Here is a 23468-nt window from a genome sequence, read left to right as displayed (position 1 = left end):
CACGGCTGATTGACTCTTGCCGCGTTGCAGTTAATGCTGCTTTGCAGCGATGACGATAGAACAGATCATAAAAAAGTTTTGTGACAGGTGGCCGAACCGCGCGACCTGAGTTTCCTTGCCCCTCCCTTCCGTTTTGACAGCTCAAGGACATGATATGCCCGAATTCAAGAAAATCCTGATCGCGAACCGCGGTGAGATTGCCATCCGCATCATGCGCGCGGCCAATGAGTTGGGAAAACGCACCGTGGCGATCTATGCCGAAGAAGATAAGCTGTCGCTGCACCGCTTTAAGGCAGACGAGGCTTACAAGGTGGGCGAAGGTTTGGGGCCTGTTGCGGCCTATCTGTCGATCCCTGAAATCATTCGCGTGGCCAAGATGGCGGGGGCTGATGCCATCCACCCCGGCTACGGGCTTTTGTCCGAGAACCCCGATTTTGTCGAGGCTTGCGCCGCGGCAGGTATCACCTTTATTGGCCCGAAGGCCGACACGATGCGCGCCTTGGGTGACAAGGCCAGCGCGCGGCAGGTGGCGATTGCCGCAGGGGTGCCCGTGATCCCCGCCTCCGAGGTTTTAAGCGATGACATGGCCCGCGCCCGCGAAGTCGCGCGCGAAATTGGATATCCGTTGATGCTGAAGGCCTCATGGGGCGGCGGCGGGCGCGGTATGCGCCCAATCGTTGGCGAAGACGAGCTTGAAACAAAAATTCGCGAAGGCCGCCGCGAGGCAGAAGCCGCCTTTGGCAATGGCGAGGGGTATCTTGAAAAGATGATCACCCGCGCGCGCCATGTTGAGGTGCAGATCTTGGGCGACAGCCATGACAATATCTATCACCTCTATGAACGCGATTGTTCGGTGCAACGGCGCAACCAAAAGGTGGTGGAACGCGCCCCTGCCCCCTATCTGACCGAGGCGCAGCGCAGCGAGATTTGCGAGCTTGGTCGCAAGATTGCGGCCCATGTGGGCTATGAATGCGCGGGCACTGTTGAATTCCTAATGGATATGGACAGCGGGAATTTCTACTTCATCGAAGTAAACCCGCGCGTGCAGGTGGAGCATACTGTGACCGAGGAGGTCACGGGCATTGATATCGTGCGCGCCCAGATTTTGATTGCCGAAGGCAAAACCCTGCTTGAGGCCACAGGCGTCGCGGCGCAAGATGAGGTCACGCTTTCGGGCCATGCCATTCAGTGCCGCGTAACAACCGAAGACCCAACCAACAATTTCATTCCCGATTATGGCCGCATCACCGCCTATCGCGGGGCAACAGGAATGGGCATCCGCCTTGATGGCGGAACGGCCTATTCGGGCGCGGTCATTACGCGCTATTATGATAGCCTCTTGGAAAAGGTGACGGCATGGGCCCCCACGCCCGAGGCCGCGATTGCGCGCATGGATCGGGCCTTGCGCGAATTTCGTATTCGCGGGGTTTCGACCAATATCGCCTTTGTCGAAAACCTGCTCAAGCACCCAACATTTTTGAATTACGAATATACAACGAAATTCATCGACACCACGCCGGAACTTTTTGACTTTGCGCCGCGCCGCGACCGCGCAACCAAAATCTTGCGCTATATCGCGGATATTACGGTGAACGGGCATCCTGAAACGGTTGGCCGCCCCCGCCCTGCGGCTGATCTTAAACCACCGCGCGCGCCGCGTGTGGGAACCGATCCTGTCACCGATGGCACAAGGCAGCTACTTGAGCGTGAAGGCCCGCTTGCGGTTGCCAAATGGATGAAAGATCAAACGCGGCTTTTGATCACCGACACAACCATGCGCGATGGCCACCAATCGCTGCTTGCGACACGGATGCGCTCGCATGATATGATTCAAGTGGCCCCTGCCTATGCCGAGAAACTGCCGCAGCTGTTCAGCGTAGAATGTTGGGGCGGGGCGACATTCGATGTGGCCTATCGTTTCTTGCAGGAATGCCCATGGCAGCGCCTGCGCGATATTCGTGCGAAAATGCCCAACATCATGACACAGATGCTTTTGCGCGCCTCGAATGGTGTGGGCTATACCAATTACCCTGACAATGTGGTGCAAAGTTTCGTCAAACAGGCGGCGCAGTCGGGGGTCGATGTCTTTCGCGTCTTTGACAGCCTCAACTGGGTTGAGAATATGCGCGTTGCCATGGATGCGGTCGGTGAAACGGGCAAAATCTGTGAAGGCACGATTTGCTACACGGGCAATATCCTTGACCCTAATCGCGCGAAATATGACGTCACATATTATGTCGATATGGCCCGCGCGCTTGAGGCCGCAGGGGCGCATGTTTTGGGCCTTAAGGATATGGCGGGATTGTTGACACCTGCCGCGGCGTCGGTGCTGATCCCCGCCTTGAAGGATGCGGTTGATCTGCCCATCCACTTCCACACCCATGACACAGCAGGTGTTGCCTCTGGCACCATTCTGGCGGCCAGTGCGGCAGGTGTTGATGCGGTCGATTGCGCCATGGATGCCCTATCGGGCAATACCAGCCAAGCGACCCTTGGCACGATTGTGGAATCCTTGCGCTATACCGAACGCGACACAGGTCTGGACATAGCGGCAATCCGTGAGATTTCAGACTACTGGGAGGCGGTGCGCGCCCATTATTTGGCCTTTGAATCAGGGCTACAGGCCCCTGCATCCGAGGTCTATTTGCACGAAATGCCAGGTGGCCAATTCACCAATCTCAAGGCACAGGCGCGCTCCATGGGCCTTGAAGAACGCTGGCACGAAGTGGCGCAGATGTATGCGGATGTGAACCAAATGTTCGGCGACATTGTCAAAGTGACGCCTTCCTCCAAAGTGGTCGGGGATATGGCCCTGATGATGGTGTCCCAAGGTCTGAGCCGCGCCGATGTGGAAGACCCGCAGAAAGACGTCTCCTTCCCCGATAGCGTGATCGACATGATGCGCGGGAATTTGGGCCAACCCAATGGTGGCTTCCCCCCTGCAATTGTGGCGAAGGTTCTCAAAGGCGAGGCACCAAATTTCGAACGGCCCGGCAAGCATCTGCCCCCCGTTGATCTGGAGGCCACGCGCAAGGAATTGGAAGCTACACTTGATGAGGCGGTCGATGATGAAGACCTTAACGGCTATTTGATGTATCCCAAGGTCTTTACCGATTACGCCATGCGTCACGCCGATTACGGCCCTGTGCGCACCTTGCCTACAAAAACCTTTTTCTATGGGATGGATGTTGGCGAGCAAATCGAAGTCGAAATTGATCCAGGTGTGACGCTGGTTGTGCAGTTGCAAGCGGTCGGGGACACCAACGAAGAAGGCGAGGCCAAAGTCTTCTTTGAATTGAACGGCCAACCCCGCACCATCCGTGTGCCAAACCGCAAAGCCGCCGCAAGCAGCACCAAACGCGCCAAGGCCGAAGGCGGCAACCCTGCGCATATCGGTGCGCCCATGCCGGGGGTTGTGGCCTCTATCGCCGTGTCAAACGGGGCCGAGGTTAAGGCAGGAGATCTTTTGCTGACCATCGAGGCGATGAAAATGGAGACAGGCCTGCACGCGGAACGCAATGGTCGAATCAAATCTGTGCATGTCATCCCTGGCGCCCAGATTGACGCAAAAGACCTACTGATCGAGTTCGAAGCCTAAGAGATTGTTGCGGCGCTATGGATAGTGCAGCAACATCCCGCCAATCGTTCAAAAATCAGAAAATACTCAGCGGAAATTAACCAGTTTCGCCACAATTTGGCCTTTCCAAGCCAGTAGCCATCATCAGGGGCATAGTTTGGAGAGCAACATGAAACATGGCGAGAGGATTACCCGTTTTTTACCGGATGAAACTGGCGCAGTGACCGTGGATTATGTCGTCCTGTCGGGCGCACTCACGGGCGTTGGTGTGACGACCGCCGCGGCAGTATCAGGTGGCGTCAACACCTTGGCGCAAAACATCGCATCAGAACTGATGGGGGTATCCGCACAGACGCAAAATATCTTAGCGTCTGACGGGTTCGCGGGCGGGGATCGTGCAGGATGGACGGGCGGTACGGTGATGGATATCGACCAATTTGGTGAACTTTTGGTGATGGCCGCAAGCGAAACGATGACCCGCACAGTTGAGATTCCAGAAGGCACTGAACAGGTGATCTTCTCCTTTGATGTGGCCTCTGGCGACACAGTGGATTTGGAAACCGCCTTCTTTTATCTGAATGATGGGCTGATCACCCACCTCAACTCGCAAAGCCGGCCAACCGATAGCGAGGAAACCAACCTTGCCTTCCTTGGCAATGATGGTGGCACGCCTCCAGGGTTTTCTGCGCGATATGAAACAATCCGTATCAACGAGAATATCGGCGGCGATCCTTATTGGAAGGACTCGATCACGCGGGTTTACCTAACCATGGACAACCCACCTCCTGAGGTGACGTTTGCCATGACAAACAACCTGAACGAAAGCATAGATAATGAATTATATGGCCTTGATAATTTCGAGGTAAGTTACCGAGCCACGCGGATCAGAACATCTCCCGCCCTGTGGCCACGGCCTTGGGGCGGGGATTTTCCCAACCTGAAATCAGCTCAAAAATGCGCATGGCAAATGGCGCAAAAAACGCGCGCATTGTGGAATTTCCCCCTTGCAAACCCTGATCCATGGTCATAGAACCCCTCCTCACAGAGCGGGCGTAGCTCAGGGGTAGAGCATTACCTTGCCAAGGTAAGGGTCGTGAGTTCGAATCTCATCGCCCGCTCCAATCTTCAAAATCGAAGATTTCAGAAAAAAAACCCTCTCGATTTCGAGAGGGTTTTTTCTTTTGTCATGATCAGAGCCAAGCGGTTAGGTTTTTGCCTGATAGGGGTGCTGCTTGGCCTGCCACCAGTTAAGCCCCAAAAGGACAAGGATCGCGACAAGACCGAGCGCCTCAACCATGGCCGATGACCAAAAGACCGCAATAATCGCAGGGATCAGCGCCGCACGGTGCCAAAGCGCCATTGAGGTGAAAAGGAACCCTTCGAGAACAGCGGCAAAGGCCACAATCCCCGCAAGCGCCAAGATGCCTACAAAAATGACCATATGCAGCGGGCCACCAAGGATGATCTCATCATTATAGACCATGAAGAGCGGGATCAGATAGAGGCCCTTGGCGTATTTCCACGCCTGAAAACTGGTCTCCATCGGTTTTGATCCTGCAATGGCCGCGCCTGCAAACCCTGCCAATGCGACAGGCGGGGTGACGTTGCTGTCTTGGCTATACCAAAACACCACCAAATGCGCGATCAACAGTGGAACGCCAAATTCCGTGGTCAAGGCAGGGCCGACCAAGATAATCAAAACGATATAGGCCGCGGTGACAGGCAGGCCCATGCCAAGGATCAAGGAGGCCAAGATCACGAGGATCAACGCCAAGAACAGATTACCGCCTGAGAAGGCCAACATCATGGCCGAGAATTTCAGACCCAACCCCGTGAGCCCGACAACCCCCACAATCACCCCCGCCACGGCGCAGGCGACTGAAACGGCAACCGCGTTGCGCGCCCCAAGTTCAAGCGCCTCAAGGGTCAAGGCCCCGCCACGTTTGCACAGGTCGAAAAAGCCTTCGACACTGGGCGCGCCCCTTGAAAATGTCCAAAGCGCGCGTGCCGCTGCCGCCGCCATCACCGCCACAATCGCATAGAACCCCACCCGCATCGGTGAATATCCTGCCACCAACAAAAAGATGAGCGCCACAAGCGGAAAGATGAAATGCCACCCTTCGCGCATCACTTGGCGCACGCTGGGGAGTTCTGCCGCAGTCAAGCCTCGCATCCCCTGTTTGACAGCCGCAATATGCACAAGCAGGTAGACGGCCCCAAAATAGAGAAAGGCCGGGAAAATCGACACCAACACGATGTGAACATAGGGCAATTGGGTAAATTCGCTCATCAAAAAGGCGCCTGCCCCCATCAAGGGTGGCATGATCTGCCCCCCTGTTGAGGCAGCGGCCTCTACCCCGCCCGCTTGGGCAGGGCGATAGCCGAGTTTTTTCATGAGCGGGATTGTGAAGGCCCCCGTTGTGACCACATTGGCAATGGCCGAGCCTGAGATTGACCCCATCCCCGCAGAGGCAACAACCGCCGCCTTGGCAGGCCCGCCGCGTTGACGGCCTGTTGTCGCATAGGCCAGATCAATGAAAAATTTGCCTGCGCCCGTTACCTCAAGGAAAGCGCCAAAGAGAACAAATACAAAAATGAATGTCGCAGCCACACCCAAGGGGATGCCATAAATCCCCTCGGCCCCCAACGTCATTTGACTTGCCAAGCGATCCAAGGAATAGCCGCGATGGTTTAGGATGCCGGGCATGAAATCTGCCAAAAACGGTAATTCCCCGCGCGACCCTGCAAAAGCATAAAGCATGAACACGCCCGCGATCACCGTCATCACCCAACCGACCGCGCGGCGCGCAGCCTCAAGCACCAAGAGAACAGTCAAAACCCCCATTGCAACATCGATGTCGCGGGGAAAGATTTGATTTGCGATTGTGTCAATGTTTAAAGGCACCCATGCCCCAACCGCGATAGAGGCGAGAATGAGAAAGCCGTCTATCGCATAGTCTAAGGGACTGCGCCCTTTGGCGCGGCCACGGGGCGGATAGATCAAGAAACACAGAACAAGGATAAAACCCAAATGGATGGGCCTTTGATAGAACAGCCCCAAGGGCTGAACACCCGCAGCGTAAAGTTGAAACATCGACAGCGCGATGCCCACCACAGCGATCAAGCGCAGGATCAATTTCGGTACAGCCGCGTCTTTTGGGCCGATATCTGCGATGTCGATTTGATCTGCCATACCCCAAATCCTTTTGTTCGTTACGGGATCAGCGCAATGCGCACCCGCTGATGTTCTGCCATGCGCGAGAGCGAGATTTCAGTCGCGCCCGCGTGGATACGGTGATCCACCGCCATCGAACCTGGCCGCAAGATATAGGCATTGCCTGCGACAGGCTCGTTAATGTCTTCAATGATATAACCGCCCTGCCCGTCAGAGATTTGTCGACCGCGGCCAATGATATGGTCAAGACCCGCGGCAAAATCTGGCAGATGCGACCAAACAAGCACCATTTGCCCGTTCTGCATCGCGTAGCAATCTTGCACTTCAAACCCTTTGACGGAATGCCGCCAGAGCACACACCATTCAGCGGGATCAGGAAGGTCAATTTTGGCCAATACCGCGCCGGTCTCAGCCAAACTTACCTCAAGCGATGCGGCATGACTGGACTGCGGCAACAGGAACAGCGCCGCCCCTGCCATCAAAGAGAAAAAAGGGGCAGCGCAGATGCGCCACCCCTTTGCATTACGTCCCAACATTAGGGGCGCATACGGTCAGGAATTGTTGCGCCTGTTTCTTCGTAATACCGAATTGCACCAGGATGCAGCGGGATCGGAGAAGCCGACAAAGTGAAGCTGATCTCGGTTTGGTTCGCCGCAGGATGCACGGCGCGCAGATCTGCAATGTTTTCAAACATCGCTTTGGTGATCTCGTAAACCGTGTCTTCGCTCATCTCAGAGGATGCAACCAAGACGTTTGGAATACCCAAACCTGCCACGGGTGCATCTACCCCCTCGTAAAGGCCGCCTGCCAACTCGGCGCTGGCGAAAATCGGATTAGCCGCTTGCGCTGCGGCAATCTCTTCTTCGCTGAGGGCGATCATGCGGATTGAATTGGTGGTGGCGAGGTTCAAAATGGACGAGGTCGGCGCACCCACCGAGAAGAAACCCGCATCAATATCGCCATTGGCCAATGCATCTGCGGTTTCGTTAAAGTTCAGGCGCTGCTCGTCAATGTCATCATAGGAAATGCCATTGGCGGTCAAAATAGCCTCTGCGTTCACTTCGGTGCCCGAACCGGGCGCGCCAACTGACACGCGCTTGCCCACCAGATCATCAAGCGTGGTGATGCCGCTATCGGCCAAGGTCACGATCTGCACAAGGTTTGCGTAAAGAACCGCAACGCCGCGGATCATCTCAAGCTGCTGACCTTCAAAGCGACCTGTGCCTGATTGCGCCTGAAACACAGTATCGGCCAAACCAATCGCCAGATCCGCGTCCCCAGTGGCCACAAGGCCCATATTTTCGACTGATGCGCCGGTCACTTCGGCTGTTGCCGAATACCCATCAACGTAATTGTTGATCACCTCAGCCAAACCACCCCCCATGGGATAGTAAACGCCGCCTGTGCCGCCTGTAGCGATGGAAAGCTGCTCTTGCGCCGCAACGGGGCTAGCGAGCAGGGCCAAGGCAAAGGCCAGTTTGTGCGTATGTTTCATCCGATGTCCTCCCTAGACAATTAACGACGCCATGGAGGTTGAGTTAAGGTGATGGAGCAAGGGATCAAATATTAATTTCGCTCTGGTTTTCCGAGCGTGCTGAACCAATGGGCGGAAAAGGACACATCTGCCCGAATTTTGTACCCGAATTTTGCGTGTCGGAACCGACACATCGCGTAAATTTGCCCCACGCATTGGCGGGCTTGGCACGAAAGCCACATCCGCCTATAAGCCCCCTGTGACACAGCACACGATAAGGATATGCCCCATGCGCCGCGCAAAGATCAGCCGCAGCACGACCGAGACATCCATTGAGGTTGAGATCAATCTCGATGGCACAGGTGCCTATGATGTGAAAACAGGGGTCGGCTTTTTTGATCACATGGTCGAACAACTGGCTCGCCATTCGATGATCGATATCACATTGCGCGCGCAGGGCGATTTGCACATTGATGACCACCACACAGTCGAGGATAGCGGGATCGCGCTTGGTCAGGCAATTGCCGAGGCTGTTGGCGACAAGGCTGGGATTCGCCGCTACGGTGCCTGCCTTTTGCCGATGGATGATGCCTTGGTGCGGGCGGCCCTTGATCTGTCGGGGCGACCCTATCTGGTATGGAATGTGGCCATGACAGCCCCCAAAATCGGCACATTCGACACCGAACTTCTGCGCGAATTCTTTCAGGCGCTCTCCACCCATGGGGGGATCACCTTGAATATTGCACAGCTTGACGGGGTCAACAGCCACCACATTGCAGAGGCGGCTTTTAAGGCCGTTGCCCGTGCGCTGCGCGAAGCGGTGGAAGAAGACCCGCGCCGTGCGGGCGCAATCCCCTCCACCAAGGGCAAGCTGTAATCGCCGTGACCACCGTTCTGATTGACTACGACAGCGGCAATCTGCATTCGGCGGAAAAAGCCTTTCAACGCATGGCGCGCGAAACGGGCCAAGGCATGGTGCGGGTCAGCAACCGCCCCGAGGATGTGGCAACAGCAAGCCGTATCGTCTTGCCAGGCGATGGGGCGTTTCCCGCCTGCCGCCGCGGCCTCGCCGCGATTGACGGGCTGGAGGAGGCGATTGTCGAAGCGGTGACCAAACGCGCTATTCCCTTTTTGGGCATTTGCGTGGGAATGCAAATGTTGGCCAATGAGGGCCATGAATATGAAACCGTCACAGGCTTTGGTTGGGTCGCGGGCGATGTGCGCAAGATCGCACCCAATGATCCCGCCCTCAAAGTGCCACATATGGGGTGGAATGATCTGGTCATCGACCAACATCACCCCGTTTTAGAGGGTATTGCCACCGGCGCGCATGCCTATTTCGTGCATTCCTATCATATGGAGATGCGCGACCCCGCCCATCGTTTGGCCCATTGTGACTATGGCGGCGATGTCACCGCAATTGTGGGCCATGCCAATGTGATCGGCACGCAGTTCCACCCAGAAAAAAGCCAAGAGGCGGGGTTGCGCCTGATTGCAAATTTCCTCAATTGGGCGCCGTAACCTCGGTTAGAAAGACCATAGATAAGATGATCCTTTATCCCGCGATTGACCTTAAAGATGGACAGGCCGTGCGCCTTTACAAAGGCGAAATGGAACAAGCGACCGTGTTCAACGACAACCCTGCCGCGCAAGCGCGCGCCTTTGTGGACGCGGGGTGCGGATATCTGCATTTGGTTGATCTTAATGGGGCTTTTGCAGGCACGCCCATTAATGGCGCTGCGGTTGAGGCAATTTTGGCGGATGTCGATGTGCCAACGCAGCTTGGCGGGGGTATCCGCGACATGGCCACGATAGAGATGTGGCTTACGCGCGGCATATCGCGGGTGATTCTTGGCACCGTGGCCGTGGAAAACCCCGATTTGGTGCGCGAAGCCGCGCGCCACTTCCCCAATCAAATCGCTGTGGGTTTGGACGCACGCGAGGGCCGTGTGGCCACCCGTGGTTGGGCCGAAGAAACCGATATCATGGTGACCGATTTGGCCAAATCCTTTGAGGATGCAGGCGTGGCCGCGATTATCTACACCGACATTAATCGCGATGGCGCAATGGCTGGCCCAAATATCGAGGCGACCGAGGCCTTGGCGCGCGCAACCACACTGCCTGTGATTGCATCGGGCGGTGTGTCATCATTGGCTGATCTCATCGCATTGCGCGACACAGGCGTAATTGCAGGCGCGATTTCGGGCCGCGCGCTCTATGATGGCGCGATTGATCTAGCGGCGGCCTTGGCCGCGTTGCGTGAGGGCGCGTAATGCTCAAGACACGGATCATCCCCTGCTTGGACGTGGCCGATGGCCGCGTGGTGAAGGGTGTGAATTTCGTGGATTTGATTGATGCAGGCGACCCTGTCGAACAAGCCCGCGCCTATGATGAGGCAGGCGCGGATGAGCTGTGTTTCCTAGACATCCATGCCACGCATGAAAACCGCGGCACCATGTATGATCTGGCCACTCGCACCGCGGAGCAATGTTTCATGCCACTGACCATAGGTGGTGGGGTGCGCACAGTGGAAGATGTCCGCAATCTGCTTCTGGCAGGCGCCGATAAGGTCAGCTTTAATTCCGCGGCTGTAGCAAACCCCGATGTGGTGGCCCGCGCGGCAGATAAATTCGGCAGCCAATGTATTGTCGTGGCCATTGACGCCAAAACCGTCAGCCCAGGCAAATGGGAGATTTTTACCCATGGTGGGCGCAAACCCACGGGGATTGATGCGCTGGAATTCGCAAAACTGGTCACCCAAAAAGGCGCAGGCGAGATTTTGCTGACCTCGATGGATCGGGACGGCACTAAATCGGGCTTTAACCTGCCCCTCACCCGCGCGGTTTCTGACGCGGTGAATGTGCCCGTGATCGCCTCAGGCGGGGTGGGGAATTTGGATCACTTGGTCGAAGGGGTGACCATCGGCAAGGCAAGTGCGGTTTTAGCCGCCTCGATTTTTCATTTCGGAACCTATACGATTGCCGAAGCCAAGGCGCACATGGCCAAGGCAGGCATCCCAATGAGGCTGACATGAGTGATATTCTGATCCAATTGGCGAAAACGATTGAAGCCCGCAAAGGCGCCGATCCCGAAAGCAGTTGGACAGCGAAACTCCTGTCTAAAGGCCCCGAAAAAGCCGCCGAGAAATTCGGCGAAGAGGCGGTTGAAGCCATTATCGAGGCCGTAAAGGGCGACAAGGCGGCGCTGACGCGGGAGGCCGCCGATGTGATTTATCACTTGATGGTCATGCTTGCCGCGCGCGATGTTGCGCTCTCAGACGTCCTTACAGAGCTTGAGCGCCGCACAAGCCAAAGCGGGATTTCCGAGAAAGCCAACCGCTGAAAAAAACGCCTGCGGGCCAAAGGCGCGCAGGCGATAAGTTACGGAACGAGGGACAGTAACATTGCCCAACATGGCGTTCCGAAGCCACGTTGGCATGTGTTAAAGATATGAATGCACAGCGCGCGAAAAAGACCCGCCCACGAATTTGTGAGATCAGTCGAGGATGTCTTCGACCAGATCAAAAATCTCGCCAAAGGCCTTTTTCCAAAGCTTCTTCTTTTTCTTCTGAGCGGATTTCTTGCGTCCTTGGCCAAATTCTGTAACGGGGCGCAGTTTTGGCAGCGCATATTTCGCTGACCCGCTTGGGGGTTTCAGCGCCTTCATTTCATGCAAAGGCGCGCCACATGATCCACAGACCAGTTCATGCCCACCTCGGGCGGTTAGTTCCAGAACCGTGCGCCGCCCGCAATAGCAGCAGGTGGCAATTTTGCGATCATGGGGCATTGGCACCCCCTCCTCATTACGGTTTTGCTCTTACCGCATATAGGGAGACTGCCGCCGCATTTGAGACATTGAGCGATCCAAACTCGCCCAAAAAGGGGATTTTGACCAAATGGTCGCACAACTCGCGGGTGCGTTCCCGTAATCCTGGCCCCTCGGCCCCGAGAACCAAGGCAAGGGGGCGATCCCGATATTGATCTGCGATGCTGTCAATCTCATCCTCAGCCTCGCCCGCAAGGCCGAGGCAGATATACCCCATCGCCTTAAGTTCTTCTATCGCATCGCCAAGGTTTTTGACCCGCAGATAGGGTTGCCGCTCCAACGCGCCCGAGGCCGTTTTGGCAAGCGCGCCTGTTTCGGGCGCGGCATGGCGGGCGGGGGCGATCACCGCACGCGCGCCGAAAACTTCGGCCGAGCGTAGGATTGCACCGACATTATGCGGGTCTGTGACCCGATCCAGCAGCAACAGCCGCGCGGGCCCGTGACCATCCGACAACGCCAGATCAGCCAGACTGCCCCAATCGAGCGCCTTAACCTCGAGGGCTGCCCCTTGATGGACAGATTGCGGATCAAGCGGCGCGTTGAATTTGCGCGGATCCACTAATTCTGGCTCAATCGCGGCCATTGCAATCGCATCGGCCAGTTTGTCATGTGCGTTTTTGGTAACAATCAGGCGCAATTTCTGCCGCGCAGGATTCATCAGCGCATCTCGCACCGCGTGCAGTCCAAACAGCCAAATCGTAGCGGCCGCAGCCGCCTTTGCGCCGCGTTCCTTTTCCACCACCCATGTTGGTTTTTTTGCCATGGCTGACCTTGATCACTCTGCGCGAAAAACTGCAAGCCAAAAGCGCGCATTTGCCCTTGACCCTGAGGCCTGTGGCGGCTATCCCGCCTCTCGCGTCGGGCGACGTGCTGCAAGGTGCGGCAGCGGACTGTAACTCCGCCGGGGAGACCCATGCCTGGTTCGATTCCAGGGTCGCCCACCATTTTCCCCCTCATGGAATTGGTGGTTTGGCTTAGGCCTCACAGGCCAAAATTGCCTGAATTTGCGCGGCCATATCGCGGTGATGGCTGAAGGTTGCAGCGCGCTCCATCTCGGCCAAGCGGCCATGATTATAGCCCTCCGTGTAGAGCAAAAACGGCACGCCTGCCGATTTGGCGGTCAGGGCATCGGTCATGCTATCGCCCACATAGATCACAGGCGAAACCCCAAGCGCCGCAATCACGGCCTGCAAAGGGGCGGGATCTGGTTTGCGCTGCGGCAGGCTATCGCCCGCGATGACATGATCGAAATAGCCGTCCAGATCGAAATGCGCCAAAACCGATTGCGTGGGCAGCAGCGGTTTATTGGTGCACAGGCCCAAACGATGCCCTGCCGCGTGCAAATCATCAAGCGCGGCCACTGCGCCCTCGTAAATTACGGTGTGATCATGCGCCTCGACATAGACCTGTTGAAATCGGCGGTGGCGCGCCTCAAACCCCGCCTCAGGCAGGTTGCGCAGCTTTGACATCCGCTCGACAAAGACGCGCGCGCCATTGCCGATAAATGACTTTGTCTCATCAAGGCTGATGGGGGCGGCCCCCTCCTCGGCCAAGACGGTATTGGCGGTGGCGCAAATATCAGGCGCCGCATCAATCAGCGTGCCGTCTAGGTCGAAAATGATCGCCGCCATTTGCCCCTGCCCTATTCCCTTGCTATCTGCCCCCTCTATCGCAGCGCGAAAGGGCCTTGCCAAGGGCAGCGTGGTGATTTGCCCCGTGACAGCGCAGGGAAACGGGCCTAAGCATAAGATGTCCAAAGGGTTACGGGACATATGGCCAAAGCACAAACATCACAGGCGCACCCTGCGTCTGAGCAGAATTTTGACATCGTCCTGCGCAATTCAGGCTATTGGATGCGCTAGACCTTAACCTGCCGAGGAGGCGGCCTCATCTTTTTTGCGATCGGCATAGATCATCAGGGGCTGAACGTCTGACGTCACGGCCTCATCATTGACCACAACCTCCAACACGCCTTCCGCGCCTGGCAATTCAAACATGGTATCGAGCAGGATATCTTCCATGATTGAGCGCAGGCCGCGTGCGCCCGTCTTACGCTCAATCGCACGCTTGGCAATCGCACTCAGGGCATCATCAGTGAATTTCAGCTTCACATCTTCCAGTTCAAAAAGACGCTGATACTGTTTCACAAGCGCGTTTTTAGGTTCGGTCAAAATCGTGACCAAAGCCGCCTCATCAAGATCGGTCAGCGTTGCGATCACGGGCAAACGGCCCACAAATTCGGGGATCAGGCCGAATTTCAAAAGATCTTCTGGCTCAAGTTCCTTGAACATTTCACCGACACCGCGGCTGTCATTGTCTTTGACATCGGCACCAAAACCGATGGCCGACCCTTTGCCACGCTGCGCGATGATTTTCTCAAGGCCCGCAAAAGCGCCGCCGCAGATGAACAAGATATTAGTCGTGTCGACCTGCAAAAATTCTTGCTGCGGGTGTTTGCGGCCCCCTTGGGGCGGAACACTTGCAACCGTGCCTTCCATGATTTTCAGAAGGGCCTGCTGCACCCCCTCGCCCGACACATCACGGGTGATGGAAGGATTGTCAGATTTGCGCGTGATCTTATCGACCTCGTCAATATAGACGATCCCGCGCTGCGCACGATCCACGTTATATTCAGAGGCCTGCAATAGCTTGAGAATGATGTTTTCGACATCCTCACCCACATAACCCGCTTCGGTCAGGGTGGTTGCATCAGCCATCGTGAACGGCACGTCCAATATCCGCGCCAAGGTTTGCGCAAGGAGGGTCTTGCCGCAGCCAGTCGGGCCGATCAGCAAGATATTGGACTTCGCCAATTCAATCTCGGATTTATCCGAATGGTTCAGGCGTTTGTAGTGATTGTGAACCGCAACAGACAGCACGCGCTTTGCATGCTCCTGGCCGATCACATAGTCATCGAGAACCGCGCAAATGTCGCTCGGGCTTGGCACGCCGTCAGTGGATTTCAAGCTTGAGGATTTCGTCTCCTCACGAATGATATCCATACAAAGCTCAACGCATTCATCGCAAATGAACACTGTCGGGCCTGCAATAAGCTTGCGAACCTCGTGTTGGCTTTTGCCGCAAAACGAGCAGTAAAGCGTATTTTTCGAGTCGCCACTGGCGGAATCTGCCATCTCAATCACCTTCGAACGGTTCGGCAGGAACGGCCCCTGCCGCAAACTATCTGCGCCTGTTTCATCTTTGGCTCGTAGCGTAGAACAGCAAAACCGCCACCACAACGCCAAATTGCATCAGGCGAGGTCATATCTGCCCCGCCCGTGCCATTCTTACTTTTCTTCCAAGGCTGCGCGGCTTTCCACGATCTGGTCGATCAGACCCCAAGCCTTGGCTTGTTCGGCATCCATGAAATTGTCACGCTCAAGCGCCTCGACCACTTTTTCGAATTTCTGGCCCGTATGTTTCACATAGATCTGGTTCAAGCGATCTTTCAGCTTTTGCGTCTCTTGTGCATGGATCATGATATCGGTCGCCTGACCCTGATACCCGCCTGAGGGCTGGTGCACCATGATGCGGCTATTGGGCAGGGAAAAGCGCATACCCGCCTCACCTGCCGTTAGCAAAAGCGACCCCATCGAGGCCGCCTGCCCCACCACCAAGGTCGAGACCTTTGGTTTGATATATTGCATGGTGTCATAGATCGACAGGCCAGATGTCACTACGCCACCGGGACTGTTGATATACATCGAAATCTCTTTTGAAGGGTTTTCGGCCTCAAGGTGCAAAAGCTGCGCCACGATCAGGCTCGACATGCCGTCATGGATTGGGCCAGAGATGAAAATGATCCGTTCCTTCAGCAGGCGCGAGAAAATGTCATAGGCCCGCTCCCCGCGCGAGGTTTGCTCGACCACCATAGGCACAAGCGTGTTCATGTAGGTATCAATCGGATCTTTCATGGTGCATCCTCAACTGGGGTTAATTGCTGTTTTGGCGCTGTATCATCGAAGTATTACCAAGAGTCTTAGTCTTGCAGGACAGGGGCTGCAAGGGTGGCACGCTTGACTTGTTGCCATATTCGCGCAATGCCGCAGACACGATTTATAGGGAAATATCACAATGGCCAGACCTAGCGCGACCACGCTTGAATCCGAATGCACCGCAGAAGAGCGTGCACTTTTGATGGAAACCTTGAAAAATTCCGCATTTTCAGGGGCGCATTTGGAAATTGGCACCGCGGCGGGCGGCACATTGAAAGAGATGATGGGACAATACGCGCCCGATGCCCGCCCAGATTTTTTTGTGATTGATCCGCTGACCTATTACCCCGATCAAGAAAATATCATCGCCCGCAACCTGATATCGGCAGGGATTGACCCCAATCTGGTCACCTTTTGGAAAGGTGTGACCCAAGATTTCATCGATCCTGCTCGCGCATCACGGCAGATGTTTGATTTCGTTTTCATTGATGGCGACCATCGTCACTATTATGTCACTGTGGATTTGCAATGGGCCGATTGCGTCACCAAAGGTGGCGTTATTGCCCTGCATGATCACGGCGCGGCATTCCCCGGCGTGGGATGGGCGATTGACACATTCCTCGCCCATAACCCGGATTTCAAAATTGAGGCGCGCGCAGGCAGCCTGACGATCTTGCGCCGCATTGCGGTAACCAAGCGCCCCGCTGTCACCGCAGCGGATTTGCGCCATGCGCGGCGTGTGCATCTGATGTTCCGCTGGAAGCGCAGCCTCAAAAAGCGGCTTGGCCTACGCTAGGCCATTAGCCCTTGCAGCCCGAAATACCTGTCGCCAAATCCTGCAAAAGCGCCGGGTAGAAATCGACACCCGTGGAGATGTGCCCGCCATATGGGTCAATCACCGCGATTGAGACAGGGGCCGCATCGGCCACGGCGCTGAGGATATCTGGGTCAAATTGCGGTTCCGCAAACAGGCATTCGACCCCCTGCTCGGCCACAATCGTGCGAATTTCAGACAGGCGCGCCGCCGAAGGGGCGCTTGCATCTGACAGGCTAATGGCCCCTTGCGCGGAAATATCAAACGCATCTTCAAAATACTGATAAGCATCGTGGAACACGATGAAGGCGGGCGGCGGCGTTGCCGCAAAATCCGCCTCGATTTGATCCGCGAGATCTTCCACCTGCCGCGCGGCGTTTTCAGCATTTCTGAGATATGTCTGTGCATGGTCGGGGTCTGCCGCCGCCAATTCCTCGGCAATCGCAGTCAGCCACAGGGCGGCATTGTCAGGGTCAAGCCACGCATGGGGATCAATCGCGCCATCGTGGGCATGGTCTTCGTGACCCTCATCTTCGTGATCATCATGTCCGTGGTCGTCATGCCCGTGGTCGTCATGATCATCGTGACCTTGGTCATCATGGCCGTGATCATCGTGATCATCGTGGTGATACGCCTCAAAACGCACATCTTCGCGAATGGGCAGGAGATCCGTCTGCGGCGCCGACAAAAGCGCCATCTCTTTACCCGCCCCTGCAAGATCAGCAATCGCCCTCGACAAGGCGGGTGACAGGCCAGCCCCAATCCAGATCACCAAATCAGCCTCTTGCAGCGCGCGCGCCTGAGAGGGGCGCAAGGCAAAGTGATGCGGACTTGTGGCTTGGTCGATCAATAAATCAGGCACACCGACCCCCGCCATGACCTGTGCCACAAGCGAATGCACGGGGGCGATATCTGTTACAACCCTCGGCACCTCTGCGACCGCCGCAGACGGCGTTGCCGCTGAAAAGGCGCAAATCACACCTGTGCCAAGTAAGAATCTCATAGACATCCGCGCACCCTCATGATTAGAACGGGGTCAGAGTTAGTAGATATGTTATAACATATCAATACTGAAAATCGGCAACATGAAAGGTTATGCGCGCCAATGTCGCAAAACCAATTCCACGACCACGACCATCAAGGCTGCATCGCCTCGGCGCTTGCCACCGCCGAGGCACGATGCGCCGCCGAAGGCCTGCGCCTGACGGCGCAGCGTAAACGTGTCTTGGAAATCCTACTTGAGGAGCATCGCGCCCTTGGGGCCTATGATATTTTGGCGCGACTATCCGCTGAGGGGCAGAATGCCCAACCCCCTGTGGCCTATCGCGCGCTCGATTTTCTGGTTAGCCATGGCTTCGCGCATCGCATTGAGCGTCTCAATGCCTATATCGCTTGCACCCTGCCCAATGAGGGGGCGCATATGCCTGCCTTCATGATTTGTCGCAACTGCGATATGGTTGCAGAAACGGGCAGGCCTGAGGCCGAATTGGGGCTGGTGAGCGAGGCAAAAAATTTGGGCTTCGCAGTTGAACGCAGTTCGGTCGAATTGGAAGGGCTCTGCCCCGCCTGCCGCGAGGCACGGCCATGAACGCACCTACAAAACTGCCCCTGATCCAAACCCAAAATCTGCGCCTGAGCCAAGCGGGGCGCGTGGTGTTGGATCATGTGAATTTTGAAATTGCCCTTGGTGAAATCGTTACAATCGTGGGGCCGAACGGATCGGGGAAAACCTCGCTTTTGCGCGCCTTGATTGGGGCGTTGCAGCCTGAGCGGGGCATAATCACAAGGGCCGAGAATTTGCGGATCGGCTATGTGCCGCAAAAGCTGCATATTGACCGCAGCCTGCCTGTGACTGTGGCGCGGTTTTTGTCGATGCCGCGCCGTCACAGCCCTGCAGAAATTGCAACCGCCTTGCATCAAGCGGGTTTGCCCGATTTGGGCGCGCGGCAAATGACCGAATTGTCAGGGGGGCAATTTCAGCGTGTCCTGTTGGCCCGCGCCATTTTTGACCGCCCAACATTGCTGATTTTGGACGAAGCCACACAAGGGCTGGATCAACCGGGATCTGCCGCCTTCTACACCCAAATCGAAGATCTGCGGCGCGAGGTGGGCTGTGCGGTTTTGATGGTCAGCCATGAATTGCACGTTGTGATGAGTGCCTCGGATCGGGTGATTTGCCTCAACGGACATATCTGCTGCGAAGGCCGCCCCGAAACAGTTGCAAGCGCGCCTGAATATCGCGCGCTTTTTGGAACGGGCACGCATGGGGCATTGGCCCTGTATCGGCATGAACATAGCCACAGCCATGATCACGATCACGGCCATGAGCACAGCCACGACCACAGCCCCGAAAAGGTGCAATGATGCTTGATGATTTCATGATCCGCGCCGCCCTTGCGGGGGTCGGGGTCGCTGTGGTTGCGGGTGTTTTGGGCTGTTTTCTGGTTTGGCGGCGCATGGCCTATTTTGGCGATGCCACGGCCCATGCCGCGCTGTTGGGGGTTGCCATCTCGCTTGCGTTGAACCTGTCGATTTTCACAGGGGTTCTGGTGATCTGCCTGATCGTGGCCTTGATGGTGACAAGCCTATCGGAACGCTCACTCGGTCTTGACAGCTTGCTTGGCACCTTCGCCCATGCGGCGCTTGCCATTGGCCTTGTAGCCGTAAGCCTGACCAAAGGGGTGCGTGCTGATTTATCGGCCTATCTTTTTGGTGACATTCTGGCGGTTAGTCGTGCTGATTTGGCGGTGATCTGGCTTGGTGCGGCGGTGGTTTTGGTGCTGATCCTCAGCCGTTGGCAGGCGCTGTTGACTGTGACGCTGTCGCCTGAATTGGCCCATGCCAGTGGCATTGCGCCACGGCGTGAGAATATGCTGCTGACCCTTGCACTTGCCATCAGCGTGGCTGTGGCCATCAAGGTGGTGGGGGCGCTGTTGATCATTGCATTGATGCTCATCCCCGCTTCAGCGGCACGGCCCTTGGTCCGCAACCCAGAAGGGATGGCCATTTTGGCCTCGCTGATTGGGGTGGTATCGGTGGCGCTTGGACTTTGGGGATCATTCGCCTATGACACCCCCACAGGGCCAAGCATTGTCTGTGCAGCCGCCCTGTTCTTTGCGCTTTCTGCCTTTATTGGGCGGGTGCGCACGGGTTGAACCTTGCCGCGCTTCGCGGCAATGTCGGCTATATGTTTTTTGCTTTGGAGGACGTAACGATGCCAGATGGTCACAGCGCAAAATCAGGCCCTGCTCTCGCGGCTTTTGAATGGGCCGATCCCTTTCATCTGGCAGCGCAGCTTGCGCCTGAGGAAGTGATGATTTGCGAAAGCGCCGAGGCCTTCGCCCAAGACCACCTCGCCTCCCGTGTCACCGAAGCTTATTTGAATGAAACCACTGCGCCCGAACTGTTTCCCATGATGGGAGAAATGGGCCTTTTAGGCGTGACTGTGCCCGAAACCTATGGCGGCATTGGCGCAAGCTATGTCAGCTATGGCTTAATCGCCCGCGCTGTAGAGCGGGTCGATTCTGGATATCGTTCGATTATGTCCGTGCAATCAAGCCTCGTGATCTACCCGATCCATGCTTACGGGTCAGAGGCACAAAAACAAAAATATTTGCCCAAACTGATCAGCGGCGCGCTTATTGGCTGCTTTGGTTTGACCGAACCCGAAGCGGGCTCTGACCCCGCAGGGATGAAAACCACGGCCACGAAAACCGCAGATGGCTATGTGTTGAACGGCGCAAAGATGTGGATTTCCAACGCGCCGATTGCGGATGTCTTTATCGTTTGGGCAAAATCGGAGGCGCATGGCGGCAAGATTCGTGGCTTTATCCTTGAGAAAGGAATGAAGGGCCTGTCTGCGCCCAAGATTGAGGGCAAACTTTCCTTGCGGGCTTCGGTCACGGGCGAAATCGTGATGGATCAGGTTGCCGTGCCAGAAGATGCGCTTTTGCCAAATGTCGAGGGACTGAAGGGGCCGTTTGGCTGCCTCAACCGCGCGCGCTATGGCATTGCGTGGGGGGTGATGGGTGCCGCCGAAGATTGCTGGCATCGCGCCCGCCAATATGGGCTCGACCGCCGCCAATTCGACCGCCCCCTTGCGCAAACACAGCTGTTTCAGAAAAAGCTGGCCGATATGCAGACGGAAATCGCACTTGGCCTACAAGGGGCCTTGCGTGCAGGTCGCATGATGGATGAGGGCAGCTGCGCGCCCGAATTGATCAGCCTGATCAAACGCAATAATTGCGGCAAAGCCTTGGCCGTAGCGCGCGATGCGCGGGATATGCATGGCGGCAATGGGATCATGGCCGAATATCATGTGATGCGTCACGCGCAGAACCTTGAGACGGTCAACACCTATGAAGGCACACATGACGTGCATGCCCTGATTTTGGGGCGCGCGCAAACAGGGCTTCAGGCGTTTTTCTAATCACAAAGGGGCGCGCCGATGCAGGCGTCTAGGGCTTTTGGATCAAAGGGCAATCTGTGGCACAGCACCGCGCGCGAGCAGGTGACAGCCGACAGCGCAGACGCTTTACCAAGCGCGGTTGATCTCTTGATCATCGGGGGCGGGTTCACGGGCCTTTCCGCGGCGTTAGAGGCCGCACGCATGGGCGCCAAGGTCGCGCTTCTTGAGGCGCAACAGATTGGCCATGGCGGATCGGGGCGCAATGTGGGCCTCGTGAACGCAGGCCTGTGGTTGCCGCCGCAGGAGATCATCAAAACCCTCGGCGTCAAAACGGGTGAAGCGCTGATTGATACGCTTGGCGCGGCCCCTGCCCGTGTCTTTGATCTGATCGCGCGCGAGAATATCGCCTGCGAAGCCACGCGTAACGGCACCTTGCACCTGGCCCATAACGCGGCGGGATTGGATGATCTGAAAACCCGCCATCGCCAAGGCAACCAATATGGCGCGCCCTTGCAGTTGCTTGATGTCGAGGAAACCGCCGTGCGCACGGGCAGCCCTAACTTTGCAGGCGCGCTGTTTGATCCGCGTGCTGGCACGATTCAACCTCTGGCTTACGCACGCGGGCTTGCCCGCGCGGCCCAAGCGGCAGGGGCACAGATCTTTGCCCCCCTCACAGTTGAAGATTTAACCCATCAGGGCCGCGCTTGGGTGGCGCGCGCCGCAGGGCGCGAGATCACCGCGCGATCCGCTTTGATTGCCACCAATGCCTATCACATGGCCAGATTTTCCAGTTACAGGCCCAGCTTCATCCCCGTTTATTATAGCCAATTTGCCACGACACCCCTGCCGCAGAGCTTGCGCGCCGAAATTCTAGCGGGCGGTGAAGGGGCATGGGATACGGCAATGGTCATGAGTTCCTTCCGCATGGATGCGGCAGGGCGCCTGATTTTGGGCGCGATTGGCAATGTTGAAGGGCGGCTTGGGGGCGGCACGCATCACGCGTGGGCAGCGCGCAAATTGGCGCAAACCTTCCCGCAATTGGCAGGTCAAGGCTTTAGCCATATCTGGCAAGGGCGTATCGCCATGACGGGCGACCATATTCCCAAAGTCTTGGAGATCAGGTCAAATGGTGCGGCGGTGTTTGGATATTCAGGGCGCGGGATAGGCCCTGGAACCGTATTTGGCACAGCCGCCGCGCAGGCCCTTTTACAACAAAACCGCAACCTCTGGCCGATGCCACCATTGCAAAAATCGGTAACGGGATTTGGTCAATTGCGCGCGGTCTATTACGAATTAGGGGCGACCATAGCGCATGCCTTGCAGCGGAATTAGGATTAAACCATGATATGTGCGACCGATCCCCCGTTCGGGTAAGTGAAACTCGGCCGAGGGCAGCGGTGTTCGGGACAGCGCCCCCAAAGGCGGAGTGTTGTCCACCATCTGCCACAACCAGAGGATAGACCTTATTGGTTAATTAATCATTGCCAAATCAGGACGCAGAACCTAGGCCGACCCCAAGCCAAAAGGGGGAACGCGGAATGTCCGACTATAGCCGATATGCGGTATATTTTCTGCCTGATGGCGGGTTTTATCGCCTTGGGGCGGATTGGTTGGGCTGGTGCAGCCGCCAAGGCGCTGTGCGCACGCATCCCGAGCTTGCGGGCCTATCGCGGCCCATCGCACAAATCACCGACACCCCCCGCAAATATGGGTTTCACGCTACGATCAAGCCACCTTTCAAACTGGCCAAAGGTCAAAGCGCCCATGACCTTGCGGCAAGGTTCCGGGAATTGTGCAAAGCAACATCGCGGGTTGAAATCCCCGTTTTGGAAATCCGCCGTTTGGGGGGCTTTGTCGCCGCTGTCCCCGCAAGTCATAATCCCGCGCTCCAAGAGCTGGCCGCAACGATGGTCAAAGGGTTGGATCCGTTTCGCGCGCCTGCATCCGAGGCGGAATTGGCCAAGCGCAGATCAGCCAACCTCACCCCCCGTCAGGAGGAGATGTTGGTCGCATGGGGCTATCCCTATGTGATGGAAGAATTCCGCTTTCATCTGACCTTGTCAGGCCGCCTGCCACAATCCGAGGCTAATGATCTGGTGTCCCGTCTGCATGCGCATTTCGCGCCTGTGATCCCGCAGCCTTTTGAGGTCGCCTCATTGGCCCTTATGGGCGAGGATGAGACGGGGCGGTTTCATCATATCGAAAGCCAACATTTGGCATAAGAAAACCCCCCGCAAATCGCTTTGCGAGGGGCGTTTTT

The 23468-nt window shown here is 56.6% G+C and carries 23 protein-coding genes and 2 tRNA genes; 16 read left to right on the top strand and 9 right to left on the bottom strand.

Features of this window, described 5'->3' with window-relative positions; translation table 11 throughout:
* Positions 1 to 154: 154 nt before the first annotated feature.
* From AAC637_RS10845 to AAC637_RS10835, 3 genes are all read left to right on the top strand, one after another.
* The gene (locus AAC637_RS10845) at positions 155 to 3598 is read left to right on the top strand and encodes a pyruvate carboxylase (protein ID WP_340303572.1); all 3444 of its coding nucleotides are present in this window, start codon (positions 155 to 157) and stop codon (positions 3596 to 3598) included.
* Between the two features lie 148 nt (positions 3599 to 3746).
* The gene (locus AAC637_RS10840) at positions 3747 to 4607 is read left to right on the top strand and encodes a hypothetical protein (protein WP_340303571.1); all 861 of its coding nucleotides are present in this window, start codon (positions 3747 to 3749) and stop codon (positions 4605 to 4607) included.
* Positions 4608 to 4623: 16 nt separating this feature from the next.
* Positions 4624 to 4698, top strand: a tRNA-Gly gene (locus tag AAC637_RS10835).
* An 83-nt stretch (positions 4699 to 4781) separates the two neighbouring features.
* Here the strand turns inward: AAC637_RS10835 and AAC637_RS10830 are convergent.
* Genes AAC637_RS10830 through AAC637_RS10820 form a run of 3 tightly spaced genes read right to left on the bottom strand, consistent with a single transcriptional unit; the run spans position 4782 to position 8247 of the window.
* The gene (locus tag AAC637_RS10830) at positions 4782 to 6770 is read right to left on the bottom strand and encodes a TRAP transporter permease (protein WP_340303570.1); all 1989 of its coding nucleotides are present in this window, start codon (positions 6768 to 6770) and stop codon (positions 4782 to 4784) included.
* Positions 6771 to 6790: 20 nt separating this feature from the next.
* A complete protein-coding gene (locus tag AAC637_RS10825; RefSeq protein ID WP_340303569.1) occupies positions 6791 to 7231 on the bottom strand; it encodes a DUF1850 domain-containing protein in 441 nt (146 codons plus the stop codon).
* 56 nt (positions 7232 to 7287) lie between these two features.
* Entirely contained in the window at positions 7288 to 8247 is a 960-nt protein-coding gene (locus tag AAC637_RS10820) for a TAXI family TRAP transporter solute-binding subunit (RefSeq protein WP_340303568.1), read from the bottom strand.
* Between the two features lie 268 nt (positions 8248 to 8515).
* Here AAC637_RS10820 and hisB point away from each other — a divergent pair, with 268 nt between their 5' ends.
* Genes hisB through AAC637_RS10795 form a run of 5 tightly spaced genes read left to right on the top strand, consistent with a single transcriptional unit; the run spans position 8516 to position 11568 of the window.
* Entirely contained in the window at positions 8516 to 9103 is a 588-nt protein-coding gene (gene hisB, locus AAC637_RS10815; protein ID WP_317655243.1) for an imidazoleglycerol-phosphate dehydratase HisB, read from the top strand.
* Positions 9104 to 9108: 5 nt separating this feature from the next.
* Positions 9109 to 9747 carry an imidazole glycerol phosphate synthase subunit HisH gene (hisH, locus tag AAC637_RS10810; protein WP_340303567.1) on the top strand — a complete coding sequence of 213 codons (639 nt, stop codon included), beginning with the start codon at positions 9109 to 9111 and terminating at the stop codon, positions 9745 to 9747.
* Between the two features lie 26 nt (positions 9748 to 9773).
* Positions 9774 to 10499: a 1-(5-phosphoribosyl)-5-[(5-phosphoribosylamino)methylideneamino]imidazole-4-carboxamide isomerase gene (gene hisA / locus AAC637_RS10805; protein WP_340303566.1), complete on the top strand. Its 726-nt coding sequence runs from the start codon at positions 9774 to 9776 to the stop codon at positions 10497 to 10499.
* Positions 10499 to 11260, top strand: a complete 762-nt coding sequence (hisF, locus tag AAC637_RS10800) for an imidazole glycerol phosphate synthase subunit HisF (protein ID WP_340303565.1) — start codon at positions 10499 to 10501, stop codon at positions 11258 to 11260. The genes hisA and hisF overlap by 1 nt, the downstream gene beginning before the upstream one ends.
* A complete protein-coding gene (locus AAC637_RS10795; RefSeq protein WP_340255333.1) occupies positions 11257 to 11568 on the top strand; it encodes a phosphoribosyl-ATP diphosphatase in 312 nt (103 codons plus the stop codon). The genes hisF and AAC637_RS10795 overlap by 4 nt, the downstream gene beginning before the upstream one ends.
* 153 nt (positions 11569 to 11721) lie before the next feature.
* On the opposite strand, the gene AAC637_RS10790 is transcribed toward AAC637_RS10795, so the two are convergent.
* Positions 11722 to 12012 (bottom strand): hypothetical protein, encoded by a 291-nt coding sequence (locus AAC637_RS10790; RefSeq protein WP_340303564.1) that lies wholly within the window; start codon positions 12010 to 12012, stop codon positions 11722 to 11724.
* Positions 12013 to 12028: 16 nt separating this feature from the next.
* Positions 12029 to 12814, bottom strand: coding sequence for a 23S rRNA (guanosine(2251)-2'-O)-methyltransferase RlmB (rlmB, locus tag AAC637_RS10785; RefSeq protein ID WP_340301200.1), 786 nt, complete (start codon positions 12812 to 12814; stop codon positions 12029 to 12031).
* Positions 12815 to 12911: 97 nt separating this feature from the next.
* Between rlmB and AAC637_RS10780 the strand changes: the two genes are divergently transcribed.
* Positions 12912 to 12995, top strand: a tRNA-Tyr gene (locus tag AAC637_RS10780).
* 30 nt (positions 12996 to 13025) lie between these two features.
* On the opposite strand, the gene gph is transcribed toward AAC637_RS10780, so the two are convergent.
* The 3 genes from gph to AAC637_RS10765 all read right to left on the bottom strand — a co-directional run bounded on the left by gph (position 13026) and on the right by AAC637_RS10765 (position 15965).
* Positions 13026 to 13823, bottom strand: coding sequence for a phosphoglycolate phosphatase (gene gph, locus AAC637_RS10775; RefSeq protein ID WP_340303563.1), 798 nt, complete (start codon positions 13821 to 13823; stop codon positions 13026 to 13028).
* A 93-nt stretch (positions 13824 to 13916) separates the two neighbouring features.
* A complete protein-coding gene (gene clpX / locus AAC637_RS10770) occupies positions 13917 to 15185 on the bottom strand; it encodes an ATP-dependent Clp protease ATP-binding subunit ClpX (protein ID WP_340303562.1) in 1269 nt (422 codons plus the stop codon).
* Between the two features lie 153 nt (positions 15186 to 15338).
* Positions 15339 to 15965 (bottom strand): ATP-dependent Clp protease proteolytic subunit, encoded by a 627-nt coding sequence (locus tag AAC637_RS10765; RefSeq protein WP_317655253.1) that lies wholly within the window; start codon positions 15963 to 15965, stop codon positions 15339 to 15341.
* Positions 15966 to 16125: 160 nt separating this feature from the next.
* Between AAC637_RS10765 and AAC637_RS10760 the strand changes: the two genes are divergently transcribed.
* A complete protein-coding gene (locus AAC637_RS10760) occupies positions 16126 to 16782 on the top strand; it encodes a class I SAM-dependent methyltransferase (protein WP_340303561.1) in 657 nt (218 codons plus the stop codon).
* Positions 16783 to 16786: 4 nt separating this feature from the next.
* Here the strand turns inward: AAC637_RS10760 and AAC637_RS10755 are convergent, their stop codons facing one another.
* The gene (locus AAC637_RS10755; protein ID WP_340303560.1) at positions 16787 to 17803 is read right to left on the bottom strand and encodes a zinc ABC transporter substrate-binding protein; all 1017 of its coding nucleotides are present in this window, start codon (positions 17801 to 17803) and stop codon (positions 16787 to 16789) included.
* 102 nt (positions 17804 to 17905) lie between these two features.
* Here AAC637_RS10755 and AAC637_RS10750 point away from each other — a divergent pair, with 102 nt between their 5' ends.
* From AAC637_RS10750 to AAC637_RS10725, 6 genes are all read left to right on the top strand, one after another.
* On the top strand, positions 17906 to 18388 hold the full coding sequence (locus AAC637_RS10750; protein ID WP_340303559.1) for a Fur family transcriptional regulator: 483 nt from the start codon (positions 17906 to 17908) through the stop codon (positions 18386 to 18388).
* 14 nt (positions 18389 to 18402) lie between these two features.
* Entirely contained in the window at positions 18403 to 19164 is a 762-nt protein-coding gene (locus AAC637_RS10745; RefSeq protein ID WP_445322739.1) for a metal ABC transporter ATP-binding protein, read from the top strand.
* On the top strand, positions 19164 to 19955 hold the full coding sequence (locus AAC637_RS10740) for a metal ABC transporter permease (RefSeq protein ID WP_340303557.1): 792 nt from the start codon (positions 19164 to 19166) through the stop codon (positions 19953 to 19955). The genes AAC637_RS10745 and AAC637_RS10740 overlap by 1 nt, the downstream gene beginning before the upstream one ends.
* A 59-nt stretch (positions 19956 to 20014) precedes the next feature.
* Positions 20015 to 21229 (top strand): acyl-CoA dehydrogenase, encoded by a 1215-nt coding sequence (locus tag AAC637_RS10735; RefSeq protein WP_340303676.1) that lies wholly within the window; start codon positions 20015 to 20017, stop codon positions 21227 to 21229.
* Between the two features lie 18 nt (positions 21230 to 21247).
* Complete coding sequence (locus tag AAC637_RS10730; RefSeq protein ID WP_340303556.1) at positions 21248 to 22540, top strand: NAD(P)/FAD-dependent oxidoreductase; 1293 nt, start codon at positions 21248 to 21250, stop codon at positions 22538 to 22540.
* A gap of 206 nt (positions 22541 to 22746) precedes the next feature.
* Positions 22747 to 23430, top strand: a complete 684-nt coding sequence (locus AAC637_RS10725) for a DUF1045 domain-containing protein (RefSeq protein WP_340303555.1) — start codon at positions 22747 to 22749, stop codon at positions 23428 to 23430.
* Positions 23431 to 23468: the final 38 nt, after the last annotated feature.

This window comes from Roseobacter sp. HKCCD7870, assembly GCF_037830315.1.
Classification (GTDB): domain Bacteria; phylum Pseudomonadota; class Alphaproteobacteria; order Rhodobacterales; family Rhodobacteraceae; genus M30B80.
The sequence above is the reverse complement of the archived record's forward strand: the minus strand, read 5'-3'. Positions and strand labels throughout refer to the sequence as shown.